Below are 15,016 nucleotides of genomic sequence, written 5' to 3'. Positions count from 1 at the left end.
GACGCGGAATCGCTTCGTATCCAGCGAGTGCGTTCCTTCGTATTGGCCTCGCTTGAACTCCGCTTCGACCTCGACGTCGATGTACTTCCGCGAGAGATCATCGATTACATCGTTGATCTGCTTGCCCTCCAAGGGAATGGCGCGCCCGCGCCATTCCCGTGATTCCTCTGTTATCACCGGGTTCGTGCTCTTCTTCAGCCGACTCACGAAGTAGCCGTCGTTCTCGTCGATCAACGCGAAGCGACGGTACTCGAAATACGCTAGGTCAAGCAGAACGAGCCGCCATTGGAGTCACGAAACCGACTTGAACAGCGTGCAGTCATGCGTTTTCTCATCCGTTACGTCGATCTGTTCAATCGCCTCATCGGTAGCTTTGTGGAGCAGGTGGAGCTTCGCTCCAGCCTGTTCCTCGTGACGGGCTTGGAACTCATCAGAGAGGAACTCGTGCAACCGCAACACCGATCCATCAGCGATCATCACGTCCCTGAACCGGTCGATATCAGCGTCAACAGTGTCGGGAACAGCGACCTCGTCGAGGCCATGCTCAACGAAGTCGCGGAGGTATTCCGCCAACGTCGGCGTCAGCCGGTGATAGAAGTCACCGGGAGAGAGCGGTTCTATACAGGATTCAAGAACGGATTAAGACTGGTGGAATGTTGGAGGGTGGGTGTTGGGGTTAGGCGTCCCAGGCGAGGTCGACGGTGTCGGAATCGGGGAGTTGGTGGTCGTGGTTGGAGAGGATGAGGCAGCGATCCAGGCGGCTCATGGCTTTTTCTTCAGTGGTGTCTTTGTCATAGTCATATCGCAGGCGGTTCGCGCGTGCGTAGTTTCGGTGATCGAGATCGTAGTCGTCGTTGATGATCTGTCGGGGGATGAGATCCGTGTGGTCGGCGGCTTCTTCGGCGATCAGGTAGGCGGTGTTGATGTATTCGACGTGGTTTGTGAGGTTCTTTCGGACGTCACCGACGATTAAGACGATGTAGCCGCCGGGGGCGAGTTTGCGTTCCATTTCCTGGAGAGTCTCACGGACGAAATCACGGTATTTCGATTCGGAGGCGGTGATGTCGAGTTTATCGCGTTCTTGGTCGCGGTCATCATTGAGCCACCAGAGGCGAATCCAATTGTTCCAGGCGTAATCGAGGACGCGCATGTAGGGAGGGGAGGTGAGGATTAGGTCGGCGTTGTTGTTCTCGAAGGGGAGGTCGCGAGCGTCGGCTTTGACGACGTTGCTGTCTGGGTTTGTGGGCCAGGGGTCGCGTTCGAGGAGGTCTTGTTTCCGGAGGACAGAGTCGCGGATGTCTCGTTCGGGGCGTTCGAGGTTGTTTTTCTCGGCGTATCGGCGGACGTAGTCGGTGGATCCGGAGAAGGTATCGCGGGTAGAGAGGGAGAGGAACATTTCGGAGGGACCGTGGAGGACGCCGCAGACGAGTGCTTTGAGGTACATGGCTTCGCGGGAGGTGTCGTCGGCGAGGACTTCGCGAAGGCGGAGGAGTTGGTCGAGGGTGTAGTCGGAGTAGAAGACGTGGAGGTCTTCGTTGTCGAGGAGGCGGAAGTTGGTGTTGTCGATTGTGTCGCTTTCGTCGAGTTTTTGGTCGAGGTAGGTGGTGAGTTCGTCGCGGGGGAGGGGGTCACATTTGGCGGTAGTGAGGGTGTGGGCGTAGCTGAAGGCGTCGCTGGCCCATGCAGTGCGGTTGAGGAAGAGGGCTTCGAGGGGTGCTGTGCCGCCTCCGCAGAAGGGATCGAGGACGACGTCTCCGGAGTTTGTGAAGCGTTTGATGAAGTAGTTTGCGAGAGAGGCGGGGAATCCGCCGACGTAGGGTGCGATTTTGTGGAGGCTGTCAGACCATCGTTTGGGGGCGGAGCGCCAGGTTTGATCGAGGTCGCTGGTGTCTACTTGGGGGATCGCGAGGGAGTCGAGTCGCCAGAGGATTGCGCCGCCGACGGTTCGTTTGGAGAGTTCGTCACCGTTTGCGAGGAGGTTGAGGCGGTTGTGTGCGGTTCGGCGTGTGCAGCCGACGTGTGAGGCGATGGTGGCGGTGTCGGCTTCTCCGTTTTCGCGTTTGAGGGCAGAGTAGAAGAGGTTGTCAGAGTATTTTCGTTCGGTTCGTTTGTCGGTAGAGGAGGATGAGTTTTGAGTCATAATGGCAGAGGGAATTATTTCCTATTAAGGAATCGGTGTCGTGCCTCCTTAAATGTGGGTCATTGTGGTGACTAGTAAAAAGAGATGAATGAAGTGTTCGGCTCTGTAGTTTCGCTAGACGGAGACGCCGCGACTGCGTTATTGCCGTAGAAAGCGAAGAAACAGAATGCTTTGGTATCGGAATTCCGTCTCTTCACGCGTGTTACGGTCGCTACGGCTAAATCAGTTGTCGCTAACCCAGACGAACCCGCCACCCCCTTCGGGGTCGGCCGGTTCGTCGAGTAGGAGATGCTCACGCTGTATGCACTCCGCATTTAGCTGGCCAAATCCTACCGCGTTGCGGTGGATTTGCTCAGCGGACTCTGCGCGACGCGTACGAGGCGATGGACTTCGAGATGGTCGCGGTATCGGGACCGCTTGATGTTCCGTCGTGCACGCCGGCACAGTTTGACTACGCGAGCAACCCGGCGGTGACGGACGCCGAGGCTATCCTCCGCGATTTCGACGCGTCTCCGTTCGCGGTCTGGGACTCGACGACGTCGAACGGCAGTAAGTGGTACGAGTTCTCCGTCACGGCGCGGGTCACCGACCAGGAGTCGGGCGAGGAGGGCACGGCCAGCATCTCTACGGCCGGCATCACTATTACGACGAAGGACGACGACTCGTTCGAGACGTTCGAGCGTGTCGTGCACGCCATCGGCCGCGCCGTTCACTGGCAGCTTGAAACCGCGGAGGCCGGTGCCGGTGAGTAGCAGCGACGGACCCATCAGAGTGGGGGAGTGACGATGCCGTACAGTCTTCTCGTCGTCACTGGCGTGGCTTTCGTTTCATTCCTTCTCGGCGGTGCGTGGACTATCTACCATTTCATGAAGGGTTTCAGGCGCGAAATCGAGAGGAGGACGGGCGAACGGTACACGATTCGCAAATTCTTCTGCCCCGGCGACTGACTCGGAGATGCGGTCTCACGAGCCCTCAAATACTGGAATAGTAACGCAGGCCGTTGGGCACGATACGATGCAGAGTTCGTTCTAAGACCAGCTCAAAGCAAAGGTCAAGGCGGCGACGCTCGACGAGGCACGAGAAGACATGAACGAACTTCGTGAGTACCTGCACGGGTTCGCCGAGGAGACGCGTCGCATCCAGTCAGACGGCGACGACACCTAACGGCCCCTAGGAGGTTTATCGTCGCCGACGAGTGGCGAGGCGACTGATCGTGGCCGAGCATGCCAAAACTACCGAGTCGAGCGGACTCACTCCTGAACAACGTCTCTCGCCGACGAACACTCACTTGCTCAGAGCGAGTCTCGTGACGATCCATGACATGGAGACGCTTCAAGAGTGCGTCGCCCACGAGAACGCGAATCAGAACCGACAGCCGATTCTCAGACAGCTCGCTGAACGAGCGAACGAAATCCGAGCAGAAGAGGACGGAGCAGACGATTTATGCGAGTGACACTCCACAAACGAGTATGAGTGGAATCGAGCTCCGGGATGGGGTACTCGTGGTCGGCCGCGAGCCGAATCACCTGGACGAGCTCGCAATCCGCTTCTCGAACCTCCTTGAGCGATTCGATATTGATCATGTCTACATCGCCGGCTATGTCTCGATACTCGCAGGACGCGCCCGCTCAACCGAGGGCGTCGACGTCCTCATCCAGGAGAATGACGAAACGACGGCGGACGACCTCGCGTCAGCACTCGCTGACGAAGGGTTCTGGGGGCGGCAATGCCACTCGATTCTCTCTACGAGATGCTCGCGAACGGCGACAACATCTGGGTTGCACCCGATGGGCAGGCCACACCCCACCTCGAAGTAAAGTTCGCTCGCGACGAGTTCGACTGGGCCTCCCTCGAGAACGCAATTACGGCACGGATCGGTGACGAGACGGTTCCGATCGGGCCACTCGAACTCCAGATCGCGTACAAGCTCTACCTCGGTGCGGAGAAGGACCTCGAAGACGCCGTCCACCTCTACACGATGTTCGAGGAAAGCCTTAGTGTCGGGCGCCTCGAAGAGTGGGTATCGCGACTCGACGTGACGGAGGAATATGAGCGACTCAAACGTGCGTGAGGCCCTCAACGAGAAGCACGAGCGGAACCGCGAGCAGCGCATCAAGGCCGTCAAACGCTGGGTGGCCTACATCAAATCAGAACCGCCTGAAGTCTGGGGGCCCCAGCAAAACGCGGTCGTCGACGACCAACTTGAGGCGGCACAGCGCGTCGGGACATCGGCGCAGCATCAACAGCACGTCAAGGACGTCGCTGCGGACATCGCGGCCGTGAAAGACGACGACACGGCTGGGCGCGAGTAGCGAGCCGTCATCGTCAAAGGCCCCCGGCAGGCGCAGTTTATTGAGCCTCAGGAGCGGGTGGAGGCTCTCACCGATGGGCGACACACCAGACCCGAATGTCCACCACCAAGCAGTGTTTAGCGAAAATGGTGAGCTAGAGGTACAGGAATCGAGCGTCGAGACATCTCTCGAGGATTACGGCGCCGACGTCGACCATCGCGAACGCGAGTCACGAATTGATCGTCCGGAAGCGAGCGAGTTCGGCGTCGACGACCGACCAGAGGTACAGACGTCGATCAACGAAGACGAGCAGACGTCCTTCTTCGCCGATACGGACGCTGACCAACAGACGTTGACTGACGAAGCCGCTGCGGTGCGTTATCTCTCCGGTGATTGATTGGCTGAGATCATCTTTAACCAATAAAGAGCCCCAACTTAAGAAGAACGTTGGTTTAGTAGAACAGCCTGCTTCGTCTATCGGACCCCGGGAGGGGGCGAGGGCTTGATCGAGCCCTCGAGTTCCATGAATGAAAAGCAAGAGCGAGACGACGTCGCGATCGATCCAATCCCAGTCGATGTTTCGAAGTCGCTCTCCGACGAGGTTGACCCGTCGGAGATCGCCGACGAAATCGACTCACTCACCCGAGCGCTCGCTAGCGACAAGCCACCAACGAACCCCTTGGTCGTGCTGAAGGCCGCACGCTGGTGGTACATCCACGGCAAAGGCGGTACTGATCCGGCATTCCGCTGGGCAGTCGAGTGGACGCGCCACCTAGCGACCGATGCGGCGAGCGACGCCGAGCAGTTCGATGCCTTTCTCACGTATCTTGTCGAGCTTGGTGTCGCCGACGAGCAGGGAGCGCTGCGAACACCGCAGTAGGGTTTTTCTGCGCCCCGAAGGGTGCGGCGCGCGTTGAAGTGAGCGTCGCGGAGTACATCATGAGTGAGTCCACAGACCGAGAGCCATCGGCGTCCTTCGGGGATTCCGACCAGCGGTCCGAGGAGATGCACAGTACGATCGAAGCGTGGATCGACGACCTCGTTGACCAGGTCGACGAAGCGCAGGCGAGCGAGGCGTTCCAAGAGTGGCTGGACGTGCAAAGTCGCTTCCACGATTACTCGTATCGGAACACGCTCCTGATCACCCTCCAGTGTCCCGAGGCAACGAAGGTCGCGGGCTATCGGACGTGGCAAGAAGAGTTCGACCGGCACGTCCAGGCCGGCGAGAGTGCGATATGGATCTGGGCGCCGATCATCTCCAAACAGTGTCCGGAGTGCGGGAACGCGCCAAGCTACCACGAGGGGAGTGACTGTGACTACGACGAGACACCACCCGAGGAGTGGGAGCAAGGACTCGTCGGGTTCCAGCCCGCATCCGTCTTCGACGTCTCACAGACCGACGGCGAGCCACTGCCCGACCTCGATACCGCGGCGACGGGCGACGCCGGCGACCTCGTCGACGTCCTCGAAGACGCAGCTACCACCCTCGACGTCGCGGTGCGTGTCGTCGACGGCAACGAGTGGCTCCACGGGAAGGCCGAGGGCATCTGCAAGCCCCGTGGCGCGGATGAACGACCACTTGTCGAGGTTCGCGATCGAGAGAACGAGGCGGACCTCGCGGTGACGCTCGTCCACGAACTCGCACACGCCCTCCTCCACGGCGCCATCAGCGACCCGCTAGCGCGCTCGGAGCAAGAGCTTGAGGTGGAAGCCGTCGCGTACATCGTCGGCCGACACTGTGGTCTCGACACGAGCAACTCCTCGTTCTACCTCGCCGCCTGGGCCGGCGACGACCCGGAGGCAATTCGCGACCGACTCGGGCGGATTAGCCAGACGGCGCAGCAGCTCATCGACGTCGTCGGGTCGACCAAGGGCGAAGACTGAGACCGAGGACGGTTCCCTCGCTCATTCTGTTCAATATTCTGAAGCCAGAATAGTCGAGTGTGGCTCGATACGAGAAGAGGGACGGCCAGAACACGAGATCCGATACGCTCATACGTCAACATATCCAATACTCTCCATGCACGATTTGACTGGCTTTCAGCGAGACCTCCTCTACGTCATCGCAGGCCTCGACGAACCCCACGGCCTCGCGATCAAGGACGAACTCGAGGAGTACTACGAGACGGAGGTTCATCATGGCCGCCTCTACCCGAACCTCGACACCCTCGTCGAGAAAGGCCTCGTCGAGAAAGGCAAAATCGACGAACGCACTAACTCCTACGCCCTCACGCGACGTGGCCGGCGCGAGATCGAAGCGCGTCGCGAGTGGGAGACCCAGTACGTCGATCTGTAGGGCGGCCTCAGCTACGTCCTGAAGCAGTCGCGGAAGGCGTCCGTACTGCATCAGTCGGTGAGATTAAGTCCCTTCAACCAGAATCAGGTGAATTCGCCGGTGGATACAGCGCATGAATCCAGCACACTTTATAATATAAGAACTCAACATTTCCGGCCTACTTGAATTCGCTCAAATTGAGGGTCCTGGCTTCAGTCATCCCATCGAAAGGATTCTGCTCAATCAAGCGAACCGTATGCAGGTCAGTATCCAGAAATCCCTCAACCACAATCCGAGTAAACCGGGCCTCAAACGCTGGATCAAATGCCTCTCCAATATTTCCGTTCGGCTTCAAATTCAACAGTGCCCCTGCACGCGTAACTGGCTCCCAGTTATCAATATCCCAATTGTACTGCTGTGCAGTCTTCCGCGCTTGCCGGGCTCGCTTTGTGTCCGTGAACTCAATACTATGTAAGCCGACCAGAAATTGATAAACTTCCAGACTATCGACAGCGTCGAATTCGAACACAAGCGACGAACCGGCAGTCCCGTTGAAATCTGTATTACGTTGGTCCCAGTACCACTCGTAGAGGTTCGCCAATTGGGCCTCTTTCTCCGTCAGGTCGCTCTCTGTGAGCTCGGAAGAAAGACTGTCAGCAAGCTCCGAAACCGACAGTTTCTCCGGCTTGGGTCGTTCTTCGGGCTCCGTTAGAGACGCTGAACCACCCTGTTCTGGTGTTGGTTCCGTATTGCCATCTTGTCGATCTGGACTCAGAAGCGTGGATAGCTGACTCTCAGCAAGTGAATCAAGCGCCGCTTCAGCGAGCGCCTCGCCATTAACCAGCTTGACGTTGAGCTGACTCGCAAGCTGCTCCGCTTGCTGCGTGAAGCCACTCGTCGTGACGATTATGACGAAATCAACATCGGAGTCCTGCCGTCGGAGGGTATCATACTGCTGAATGTCTGGTCGACCGATTTTGTTGGAACCCGCGTATTTCTTCGCCTGAATCGCGGCTTTTTCATCGTGGACGCCAGAGCGTTCAGCAATAATATCGACACCAGCATCGTTGGACGCTGTGGTCACGGTGGTGTCCCACCCCTGCTGCTCCCATAGCGTCGCGACGAACGTTTCGAATTCCGTCGGCGATTTCTCAAGTAATTGGCTCCGTACCTTACCGACGCAACGATGCATACCGTCCTCGCGGAGTCGACGACACGTTAATATTGGTATTAATGAGCGGAGGAACTCTCCTCGCAATATTGCACCACATGCTCAACAATCGATCACTGAACCCCCACTTGGAGACGCCCAATCAACTTTAATTACATCACCCCCGATACCACGACAGCACGTGCAGGCCTACTTAACGAACTCTGAGCTTCACTTCTCCGAGTTAGACAGGAGACCGAAATCACACTCCCAGAGATTGTGAACCAACAATAGGCGAAGTAATGGCGTTAGCGTTGGTTAAAGTTTGTTAGCGCCCGTGAGGGGCGGGGCGCACAGAGCCCCGTTCCGACCGATGGTTGAAGACTCGCTCAACACACTCCTCGACGAAGCGGCGCACGTCGCAACCGACTACCCAGCAGTCGCGAACGGCGTCGATGACTCGCTCCATGAATATCTGCGGTACGCCGTCCTCCGACTCCTCGAAGGCAATACGGAGCGGCTCTCACCGACAGTCGACGTGACCGTCGGGTATGGACGGGACAAGGCAATGGCGGAGAGTTGGCGCGCGACAGTCTCTTGGTGGGACGAGCTTCCCGGCCAGGAGGACTGGACGCGCTTCCGCGTCTTCTACCCCGACAACGTCGGTCAGGTGCCGCAAGCAGTTGTCGACCTGATGAGCGCGCTCGGCGCGTGGCGTGTGTGGTCGGGCGACGCCCTCAACGTCGGTGCCTACGATTACCGTGGGCGTCGCGAAGTCCATTACTGTGCTCTGTTGAATAGCGGTGTTGGCCGGGACGATCGAAATTTCAGTCGGATTGCCAGGGGCTGATGCCAGTGGTCTCAAAATCAGTGTCGCTTCACCTTGGCTCAGGGGCCGCTATTCAACACAGCACATTACTGCTGGCCGATCGGCCATCCCGTCGAAGACGAACTTGACGAGCGGCTTGACCAGGACACGACGACCGTTGTGCCTGATGGTGGGCAGATGGGCGACGTCCGAGCGCGGGCAGCCGTGACCGACCAGACACGACCGACCGGCCTCGAAGCACGGACGCGGCGCGCACTCGACGAGACGATGGACGTCTCGCTCCTCGCGAAAGGCGGCCGCTACGAAGTCCGCTCACAGTCCGGAAACGTCTATGACGTCGACGTCGTCGCCACCACCTGTACCTGCCCCGACTGGCAGCACCGCAAGCCCGATGGCGGCTGCAAGCACCTCCGCCGAGTCGACTACGAGATCAAGCACGGATGTGTTCCCCGGCCGGATGGGCGACTTCCCACGTAGGCGTTTTTAAGTAGCGTCGCTTTCCACTCCTACCCCGCTTTCCACTCCTACCCCGTCTGCAAAATGGGCTAGCGAAAGAAGACCGCCGGTAGAGGGCTGTGAACTCTTCCTAGCAGCTACAACAGTTCATGGGAGTTCCTCAGCGGCGTCAACCAGTTCCTCTTCGGTCTGCCAGCGATACAGCCGCCCATCCTGGTCGAACAACTCAAAGACGCCGTCCTGCATCCAACCGAACGGATGCTCCTCGTCCTCGTACTCTCGCTTGAGGACGTGACTCTTCGCGAAGAACTCCGTCGTGCCGACGAGTAGCCCCTGTTCAACGAGGAAGTCACTCGGATCCTTCTCGGCGACGCCGACAAGGAAGGTCACGATATCGCCGATCAGACAGAACTTCTGGATGCTATTGTCCCACTCACCACGAATATCAACCATCCTGAAGGCGTAGGCATCCTGTCGACGGTTGAGACGGTCGACTACAAGGTTGAGCCGACGAATCGGTTCCCGATCGTAGTTGCCCAGTACGAAGTACGAGCGGTCGTTCTCGTAAACCGGCGTTAACTCGCTCAGGGCGTGGAGAATCCCCTCGTTGTCCGCCAGCGTAATCTCTTCCTCGTCAAGTTGACCCTTTGCGCTCGTCAGGACCTCTCCAGGGATCGGCGGCTCCTCGTCGGACATACATCTCTTTCTCAACGGCGTGGAGTATAGTTTATGGAGTAAATCACTCACTCAACGCATATGTTGTTTACCACAGAGTGGTTTACCTAAGAGTAAACTACTTGCTGCCAGAGTGTGTACCAAAGGGTATGAGTACCGAATTGGGGACCGCTGAAGGAACAAAGCCCCGCGAACTCGTCCACTTCGTGACGCAGCAGACGCGGTTCGCGCTGATCAACAACATTCTCCAGCACCCCAAGCAACTCCCCTCGATGTACGAGCTCGAGGAGCTCAACCCCAGCGTGAGCGAGGCCACCGTCTACAAGCACATTCAGAAGCTCATCGACGCCGGTATCGTCAAGGAGGTCGCCCTAGACGATGACCAGCGCCGGCAGGGATATCCCTGGAAGTTCTACGGCCTCACAGAGGAGGGCCGGACCTTCCTCGACGAACACAATCTCCTCGCCGCGGAGGAAACCCTCCAACAGATCTACGAGACCATCTCTGACAAGCCCGAGAAGATGGTCAAGTACGAGAATTCCCCTCGCCCGGACGACGCGTAACCCTTACAGAATTAGCTCCGTCTCAGTACTCGATCACCGTTCGATTTCGTACTCACCCGCCAGCTTCTGGAACTCCGACCACGCGGGAAGCCGGTTGTCGTCGACCTCGCCGTGCGTCTCGAGGTAGCGGAGCAAGGCGTCGATCTCGTCTTCGAGTCCATACTTCGCCGCCTGCGCTCGGAGGTCCTCCTCGTCGACGTCGACGTGGCTGAGCAGGAGGAGACAGTACGAGCGGTGGCGACTGCCGTCGTCGATGAGCAGCGTGTGACAGCAGAGCTCCGCCGGCGAGACCTCGTCGAGTTCCTCGGAGTAGAAGTAGTACCGATGGCCGGTGAGCAGGAACTGGAGGTCGAAGGCCGCAAATCGAGCGAGCCCGGTTTCGTGGAACCCGTCTGCGTCGATCTCCGTCTCGGCCTGGGCGAGGAATTCGTCGTAGTCCTCCCAGAGAATCGTCCCCTTCGGGGCGACGGCTTCGAGGCGTTGGCGATGGAGATGGTGCGCGATTTCACGGGCGAACTCGTGGAGGCGGTCGAAGTCGGCGTTGAACTCGTAGCGGCCGTCGGCTGTCCCGACGAGCCCACGGTTCCGAAACCGCTTGAGGACGCGGTTAACCGTGTTGCGGTAGTTGTCGCTCCGGTCGGCGATCTCGGAGACAGTTCGTGGCTGGTCGAGGTAGTACAGCACCTCGAGTGCCTTCCCGGTCAGCAGCTCGGGGAACTCGATGTGGGAGTGCTGGCGGACGAGGTCCCGATAGAGTTCGACGGCGCGAGCATCCGACGGGACGACTCGTTTTCGCCGGCCGTCGCGTTCCGTGTAGACGAGCCCCTTCTCGACGAGGTCACCGACGGCACGAGAGAGGTAGCTCTCGCTGTGGTCGAGCTTCGTCGCGAGCTCGGAGATCGTGTCGCCGCGGTCGACCGTGGCGAGGACTTCGAGTTCGATGCGCCGGAGCACGGTGTAACATAGTACGAAACTTGTATATAAAGAAGTTTCGAGTAGTGTTACAGTCAGCAGGCACGAGAGCCGTCTCCATCGTCTTAACCAACAAAACTATGGGTTCGTGGGCCGTGTTGGTTAACACGAGAGTAGCCGATGTCCTACGAACCCCCGGCCCCACCGGCGAACCTCCCGACGGAGATCGTCAACACGCTCAACGAGTCGGATCCGGAGCAGCTCCGAGATGTTGCCAGCTACGTCGAGACGTTGGCCGAACACAAAGAGCGGGAAGCTCGTCTCGAGGAGGATGCGGACGACGCCGACGTCGAGGAGCGGCCCGATGACCTCCCCGACGACGTGCCGGCGAAGGCGACGATTACGATCAAGGAGATCAACGACAACCGCTACTACTACTGGTAGTGGCGGGAAGGTGACAAAGTGAAGTCGGATTATAAAGGACCGGTCAACCCTGACGAATAGCAGACTTGCCGATTGCCGCGAAAAATCTGACCGGGGGGATCTTAGTTAGAATCTGGGTATTAGCCGCAATAACAGTCAGTTTTAGCGTATTTACACATTGATAACGAGGGGTGTATCGGCAAGTGAGGTGAGGTCGGCAACCCACTCAACTTTCTCGATGTCGGACGGCATTAGATACGCGGCGTCGTTCCGCCGGCTCTGTGCGAGCAGTTCGTCAACGGTCGTCTCGTCGGCCTAGTCGCGCTCGGGGGCAGCGATCGATTGTTGATCATGGTTCACGAGGAACCTCGCAACCACCGGACAGTCTCTCGATAAGCGTCGTGAACACATACATCGGAAGTGGGCGGCAGGAGTGACGTTGACGATGAGAAAAGTGCTGTCGACGACTAATAGGGCCGAAAGGGGGCTGTGCCGTGAGTGACCCGTGGGCCGCATGTCGACCTACCCCCAGAACAGGCTTATTCCTCTGCCTGAGGCGTGGTGGAAGTGAAAGTGAACCGCCCGCTGTCGAGACGAGAGGTAACGAGCGCTGGATGGGTCACCCCGGAGTGCCGCTGTAAACATCTGATCCGTGAGTCGTTCCAGCGGGTCTGCGCCATACCCCACGTTGCCGCTGTAAGACCACGGGAAACGCCCTCAAACTCAAGAAATCACGTGGTTCACAATATTCCAAGCGAATACCTCTCTACGGTCCTAGCAATAGCTTTATTACCTTCCATGCTGTCTGTTCCCGCACCACGCTTTTGGCATACTGAGACGGCATAGTGTTTTGGCGTCGAAGACACGAACCGTTACTTATCTCTTTGATATCTCTCCCGTGACATCCCCCAGTAGACGACGGTTCCGAGACAATTACCGACAGCATCCTTTCCTTCACGTCGAGGTCACACGGGATTCGTGTTTACAGCGGCAACGTGGGGTGTGGGAGAGCCGTTGATCCCAGTTTACAGCGGCAATGAGGGGTCCGGTATCAAGCTGATATTCTCAAACCGTGGTCAAACCCCAGTATATTGCCGAACTTCCTCGTGTGAACTGGAATGAGACAAGTTTACAGCGGCAAGCCGGTACCGAAGGTTGATATAGGTTGCCCGAGTGGAACGTCCCATGAGCGATACGGAGTCATTCTTCGGGGACCCCGATCCCATCTTTGCAGATAAGGAACTCCTCCGTGTGAGCCATCTCCCCGAAGGTGACCGTATTATTGGTCGGGAAGAGGAACTCCGCAACCTCGCAAACGCGATCAAGGATGCCCAACGCGGAGGGACGCCCAACAACGTGTTGATCTACGGGAAGACGGGCACCGGAAAGAGTCTCTGTTCAAAGTACATCACGCAGGATCTGACCGAAGCCGCCACTGAGAACGACGTTAACGTTGACGTCGCGTACGTCGATTGTTTTCAGGATTCCACCGAGACACAGACCGTCCGCACGATCGCCGAGTTGTTCAACGATCCCGATGAGACGAACGTGACAGTCCCGGCATCTGGTGTCTCGACGTCCGACTACTACCGTCGGCTCTGGAAGATTCTCGACGCCTGCCTAGACGTCGGGATCATCATCCTTGACGAAATCGACAAGCTCGAAGACGATAACGTCCTCATGCAACTCTCGCGCGCGGCCGAAGCCGGGAAGGTGGACGACAGCACGCTTGGCATCATCGGGATCAGCAACAAAATCCGCTACAAGGAATCGCTCAACGAGCGCGTCAAATCAAGCCTCTCCGAGCGTGACTTCGTGTTCCCGCCGTACGACGCGAATCAGCTCCGTGAGATTCTCTCATCGCGGGCGGACGCGTTCCGAGAGGGTGTTCTGGATGACGAGGTGATCCCGAAGGTGGCCGCCCTCGCAGCGAAAGAACACGGTGACGCCCGGAAGGCAATCGACATCCTTCGGTACACCGGGGAGATCGCCGACGAACACGGTGACGACCACGTCCGCTCCGAGTACGTTGACGAAGCCCACGAACGCGAAGAAGAGGCGCGGCTCGCCGAACTCATCGGGAAGCAACCCGAACACTCGAAGTATCTGCTTCAAGGACTTGCTCTCCAGATGCAACAATCAAGTGAACCCGATGCTATGATCCCCTCGAAGCAGGTCTATTCAGCGTATGAAGTCGTCTGTGAACGCGAGGGGACTGACCCGCTCAAAATTCGTCGTGTCCGAGATCTCCTCTCAGAGCTGGCGTTTCTCTCACTGATTGAGCAGGACCGGAAGGGCCGGGGGAAGGGGAAGGGCGCTCATACAGTGAACCAGCTTGTTGATGCGCCCGAGCTTGTCGTCGAAGCGTGTAAATCGGCGTGAATTTGAAAACCACAAGCATATTAACTGTTCCATCGGCTCTGTTGAAATACTTCGAGATCGATACGTTTTCGCGGTTGTCTCGAGATTGCCATGCTTGAGGTTTATCTTCCGTAAAATCGTGAATTTTCGCTGTTTCGTTGTCTCTCTATTCGACCCCTCCCACCCATCGTCTTCCCAACTTCATATCGCACACGGGTGTGGGGGTCGACCTTTTGTGGATTATGTTAACCAACAAAATTCACTCTAAACGGCTCTTCTGTTGGTTAATCTTACTCCCTATCTGTGAATGCTGTCAACTCCTGCACCCGTGTCTCCCCAAGTTCCCTACGAATCTCCGTCCAATCCCATCCGAATGTTGACAGCACGCTCTCGACAGCTCGGATCAGCTGTGTCTCGTAGTACGAGGCGCCGTAGGTCTGGATATCCTCGTGAGCGAGGGCGACCCCGCGTTCGCGATGGTCGGTCTCTGGGACGTCTGGGAGGGCGACGACGAGACGATCCCGTGCGTCACGATTCTCATGACCGAGCCGAACAACGTGAGGAACTCCATCCACGACCGGATGCCGGTCGTTCTCCCGCAGGACGTGGAATCTGACTGGCTTGCTGCAGACCCGGACACCCGCAAGGAACTGTGCCAGCCGTACCCGAAGGACGATCTGGACGCCTACGAGATCTCGATGCGGGTCAACAACCCCGGCAACGACGGTCCCCAGGTTATCGAGCCGCTGGATCACGAGCAATCGGGCCTCGGTGAGTTCAGATCCTGATAGGTGACGGCGTCACAGTCACTGCATCGACGACGCCGCTGCCGAATCGACGAGCGAGTATTCTCGATCCCGGCTTGTGCCCTCCACGTCGAGGAGGTCTTCGAGATGCTCACGCTCGGTCTTGTCCAATTGTGCCTTCCGCTGAGAGAATCA

General features: G+C 58.1%; 15 protein-coding genes and 7 pseudogenes. 16 read left to right on the top strand and 6 right to left on the bottom strand.

Annotated elements, in window-relative coordinates; translation table 11 throughout:
- Both AOZ13_RS06225 and AOZ13_RS06220 read right to left on the bottom strand, forming a co-directional pair.
- A pseudogene (locus AOZ13_RS06225) lies at positions 1-618 on the bottom strand (IS4 family transposase); the annotation flags it as partial.
- A 58-nt stretch (positions 619-676) separates the two neighbouring features.
- Entirely contained in the window at positions 677-2,140 is a 1,464-nt protein-coding gene (locus AOZ13_RS06220; RefSeq protein WP_021780112.1) for a DNA methyltransferase, read from the bottom strand.
- A 171-nt stretch (positions 2,141-2,311) separates the two neighbouring features.
- On the opposite strand from AOZ13_RS06220, the pseudogene AOZ13_RS13910 reads away from it, so the two are divergent.
- The 10 genes and pseudogenes from AOZ13_RS13910 to AOZ13_RS06175 all read left to right on the top strand — a co-directional run.
- Positions 2,312-2,455: pseudogene (locus tag AOZ13_RS13910) on the top strand (IS5/IS1182 family transposase); the annotation flags it as partial.
- Between the two features lie 68 nt (positions 2,456-2,523).
- Positions 2,524-2,892 (top strand): hypothetical protein, encoded by a 369-nt coding sequence (locus AOZ13_RS06215; RefSeq protein ID WP_020221446.1) that lies wholly within the window; start codon positions 2,524-2,526, stop codon positions 2,890-2,892.
- A 33-nt stretch (positions 2,893-2,925) separates the two neighbouring features.
- On the top strand, positions 2,926-3,087 hold the full coding sequence (locus tag AOZ13_RS14190) for a hypothetical protein (RefSeq protein ID WP_020221445.1): 162 nt from the start codon (positions 2,926-2,928) through the stop codon (positions 3,085-3,087).
- A 97-nt stretch (positions 3,088-3,184) separates the two neighbouring features.
- Positions 3,185-3,304: pseudogene (locus tag AOZ13_RS15875) on the top strand (DUF7389 domain-containing protein); the annotation flags it as partial.
- A 562-nt stretch (positions 3,305-3,866) separates the two neighbouring features.
- Positions 3,867-4,211, top strand: coding sequence for a hypothetical protein (locus AOZ13_RS14415; RefSeq protein WP_020221443.1), 345 nt, complete (start codon positions 3,867-3,869; stop codon positions 4,209-4,211).
- Positions 4,189-4,452 carry a hypothetical protein gene (locus tag AOZ13_RS06195; protein ID WP_049933912.1) on the top strand — a complete coding sequence of 88 codons (264 nt, stop codon included), beginning with the start codon at positions 4,189-4,191 and terminating at the stop codon, positions 4,450-4,452. Before AOZ13_RS14415 ends, AOZ13_RS06195 begins: the two co-directional genes overlap by 23 nt.
- Positions 4,453-4,525: 73 nt before the next feature.
- Entirely contained in the window at positions 4,526-4,828 is a 303-nt protein-coding gene (locus AOZ13_RS06190) for a hypothetical protein (RefSeq protein ID WP_044957435.1), read from the top strand.
- A 126-nt stretch (positions 4,829-4,954) separates the two neighbouring features.
- Entirely contained in the window at positions 4,955-5,311 is a 357-nt protein-coding gene (locus tag AOZ13_RS06185; RefSeq protein ID WP_020221440.1) for a hypothetical protein, read from the top strand.
- 59 nt (positions 5,312-5,370) lie between these two features.
- A complete protein-coding gene (locus AOZ13_RS06180) occupies positions 5,371-6,315 on the top strand; it encodes an ArdC-like ssDNA-binding domain-containing protein (RefSeq protein WP_049933914.1) in 945 nt (314 codons plus the stop codon).
- Positions 6,316-6,451: 136 nt separating this feature from the next.
- Positions 6,452-6,727, top strand: a complete 276-nt coding sequence (locus AOZ13_RS06175; protein ID WP_020221438.1) for a PadR family transcriptional regulator — start codon at positions 6,452-6,454, stop codon at positions 6,725-6,727.
- Positions 6,728-6,884: 157 nt separating this feature from the next.
- Here the strand turns inward: AOZ13_RS06175 and AOZ13_RS06170 are convergent, their stop codons facing one another.
- Positions 6,885-7,898 (bottom strand): restriction endonuclease, encoded by a 1,014-nt coding sequence (locus AOZ13_RS06170; protein WP_020221437.1) that lies wholly within the window; start codon positions 7,896-7,898, stop codon positions 6,885-6,887.
- 331 nt (positions 7,899-8,229) lie between these two features.
- Between AOZ13_RS06170 and AOZ13_RS06165 the strand changes: the two are divergent.
- Both AOZ13_RS06165 and AOZ13_RS06160 read left to right on the top strand, forming a co-directional pair.
- Positions 8,230-8,634: pseudogene (locus tag AOZ13_RS06165) on the top strand (hypothetical protein); the annotation flags it as partial.
- Between the two features lie 135 nt (positions 8,635-8,769).
- Positions 8,770-9,162: pseudogene (locus tag AOZ13_RS06160) on the top strand (SWIM zinc finger family protein); the annotation flags it as partial.
- Positions 9,163-9,288: 126 nt separating this feature from the next.
- On the opposite strand, the gene AOZ13_RS06155 reads toward AOZ13_RS06160, so the two are convergent.
- On the bottom strand, positions 9,289-9,837 hold the full coding sequence (locus AOZ13_RS06155; RefSeq protein ID WP_021780107.1) for a hypothetical protein: 549 nt from the start codon (positions 9,835-9,837) through the stop codon (positions 9,289-9,291).
- A gap of 128 nt (positions 9,838-9,965) precedes the next feature.
- On the opposite strand from AOZ13_RS06155, the gene AOZ13_RS06150 reads away from it, so the two are divergent.
- Positions 9,966-10,379: a MarR family transcriptional regulator gene (locus tag AOZ13_RS06150; protein ID WP_020221492.1), complete on the top strand. Its 414-nt coding sequence runs from the start codon at positions 9,966-9,968 to the stop codon at positions 10,377-10,379.
- Positions 10,380-10,412: 33 nt separating this feature from the next.
- On the opposite strand, the gene AOZ13_RS06145 is transcribed toward AOZ13_RS06150, so the two are convergent.
- On the bottom strand, positions 10,413-11,333 hold the full coding sequence (locus AOZ13_RS06145; protein ID WP_020221491.1) for a helix-turn-helix transcriptional regulator: 921 nt from the start codon (positions 11,331-11,333) through the stop codon (positions 10,413-10,415).
- A gap of 138 nt (positions 11,334-11,471) precedes the next feature.
- Here AOZ13_RS06145 and AOZ13_RS06140 point away from each other — a divergent pair, with 138 nt between their 5' ends.
- A complete protein-coding gene (locus tag AOZ13_RS06140) occupies positions 11,472-11,735 on the top strand; it encodes a hypothetical protein (RefSeq protein ID WP_020221490.1) in 264 nt (87 codons plus the stop codon).
- 1,164 nt (positions 11,736-12,899) lie between these two features.
- Positions 12,900-14,096, top strand: a complete 1,197-nt coding sequence (locus AOZ13_RS06135) for a Cdc6/Cdc18 family protein (protein WP_020221489.1) — start codon at positions 12,900-12,902, stop codon at positions 14,094-14,096.
- Between the two features lie 269 nt (positions 14,097-14,365).
- Here the strand turns inward: AOZ13_RS06135 and AOZ13_RS15665 are convergent.
- A pseudogene (locus tag AOZ13_RS15665) lies at positions 14,366-14,563 on the bottom strand (type B DNA-directed DNA polymerase); the annotation flags it as partial.
- Between AOZ13_RS15665 and AOZ13_RS06125 the strand changes: the two are divergent.
- Positions 14,531-14,863: pseudogene (locus AOZ13_RS06125) on the top strand (SOS response-associated peptidase); the annotation flags it as partial. The pseudogenes AOZ13_RS15665 and AOZ13_RS06125 overlap by 33 nt on opposite strands.
- Positions 14,864-15,016 lie beyond the last annotated feature (153 nt).

Source organism: Halarchaeum acidiphilum MH1-52-1 (assembly GCF_000474235.1).
Classification (GTDB): Archaea; Halobacteriota; Halobacteria; order Halobacteriales; family Halobacteriaceae; genus Halarchaeum; species Halarchaeum acidiphilum.
This window is presented reverse-complemented; position numbering and strand designations above follow the sequence as displayed.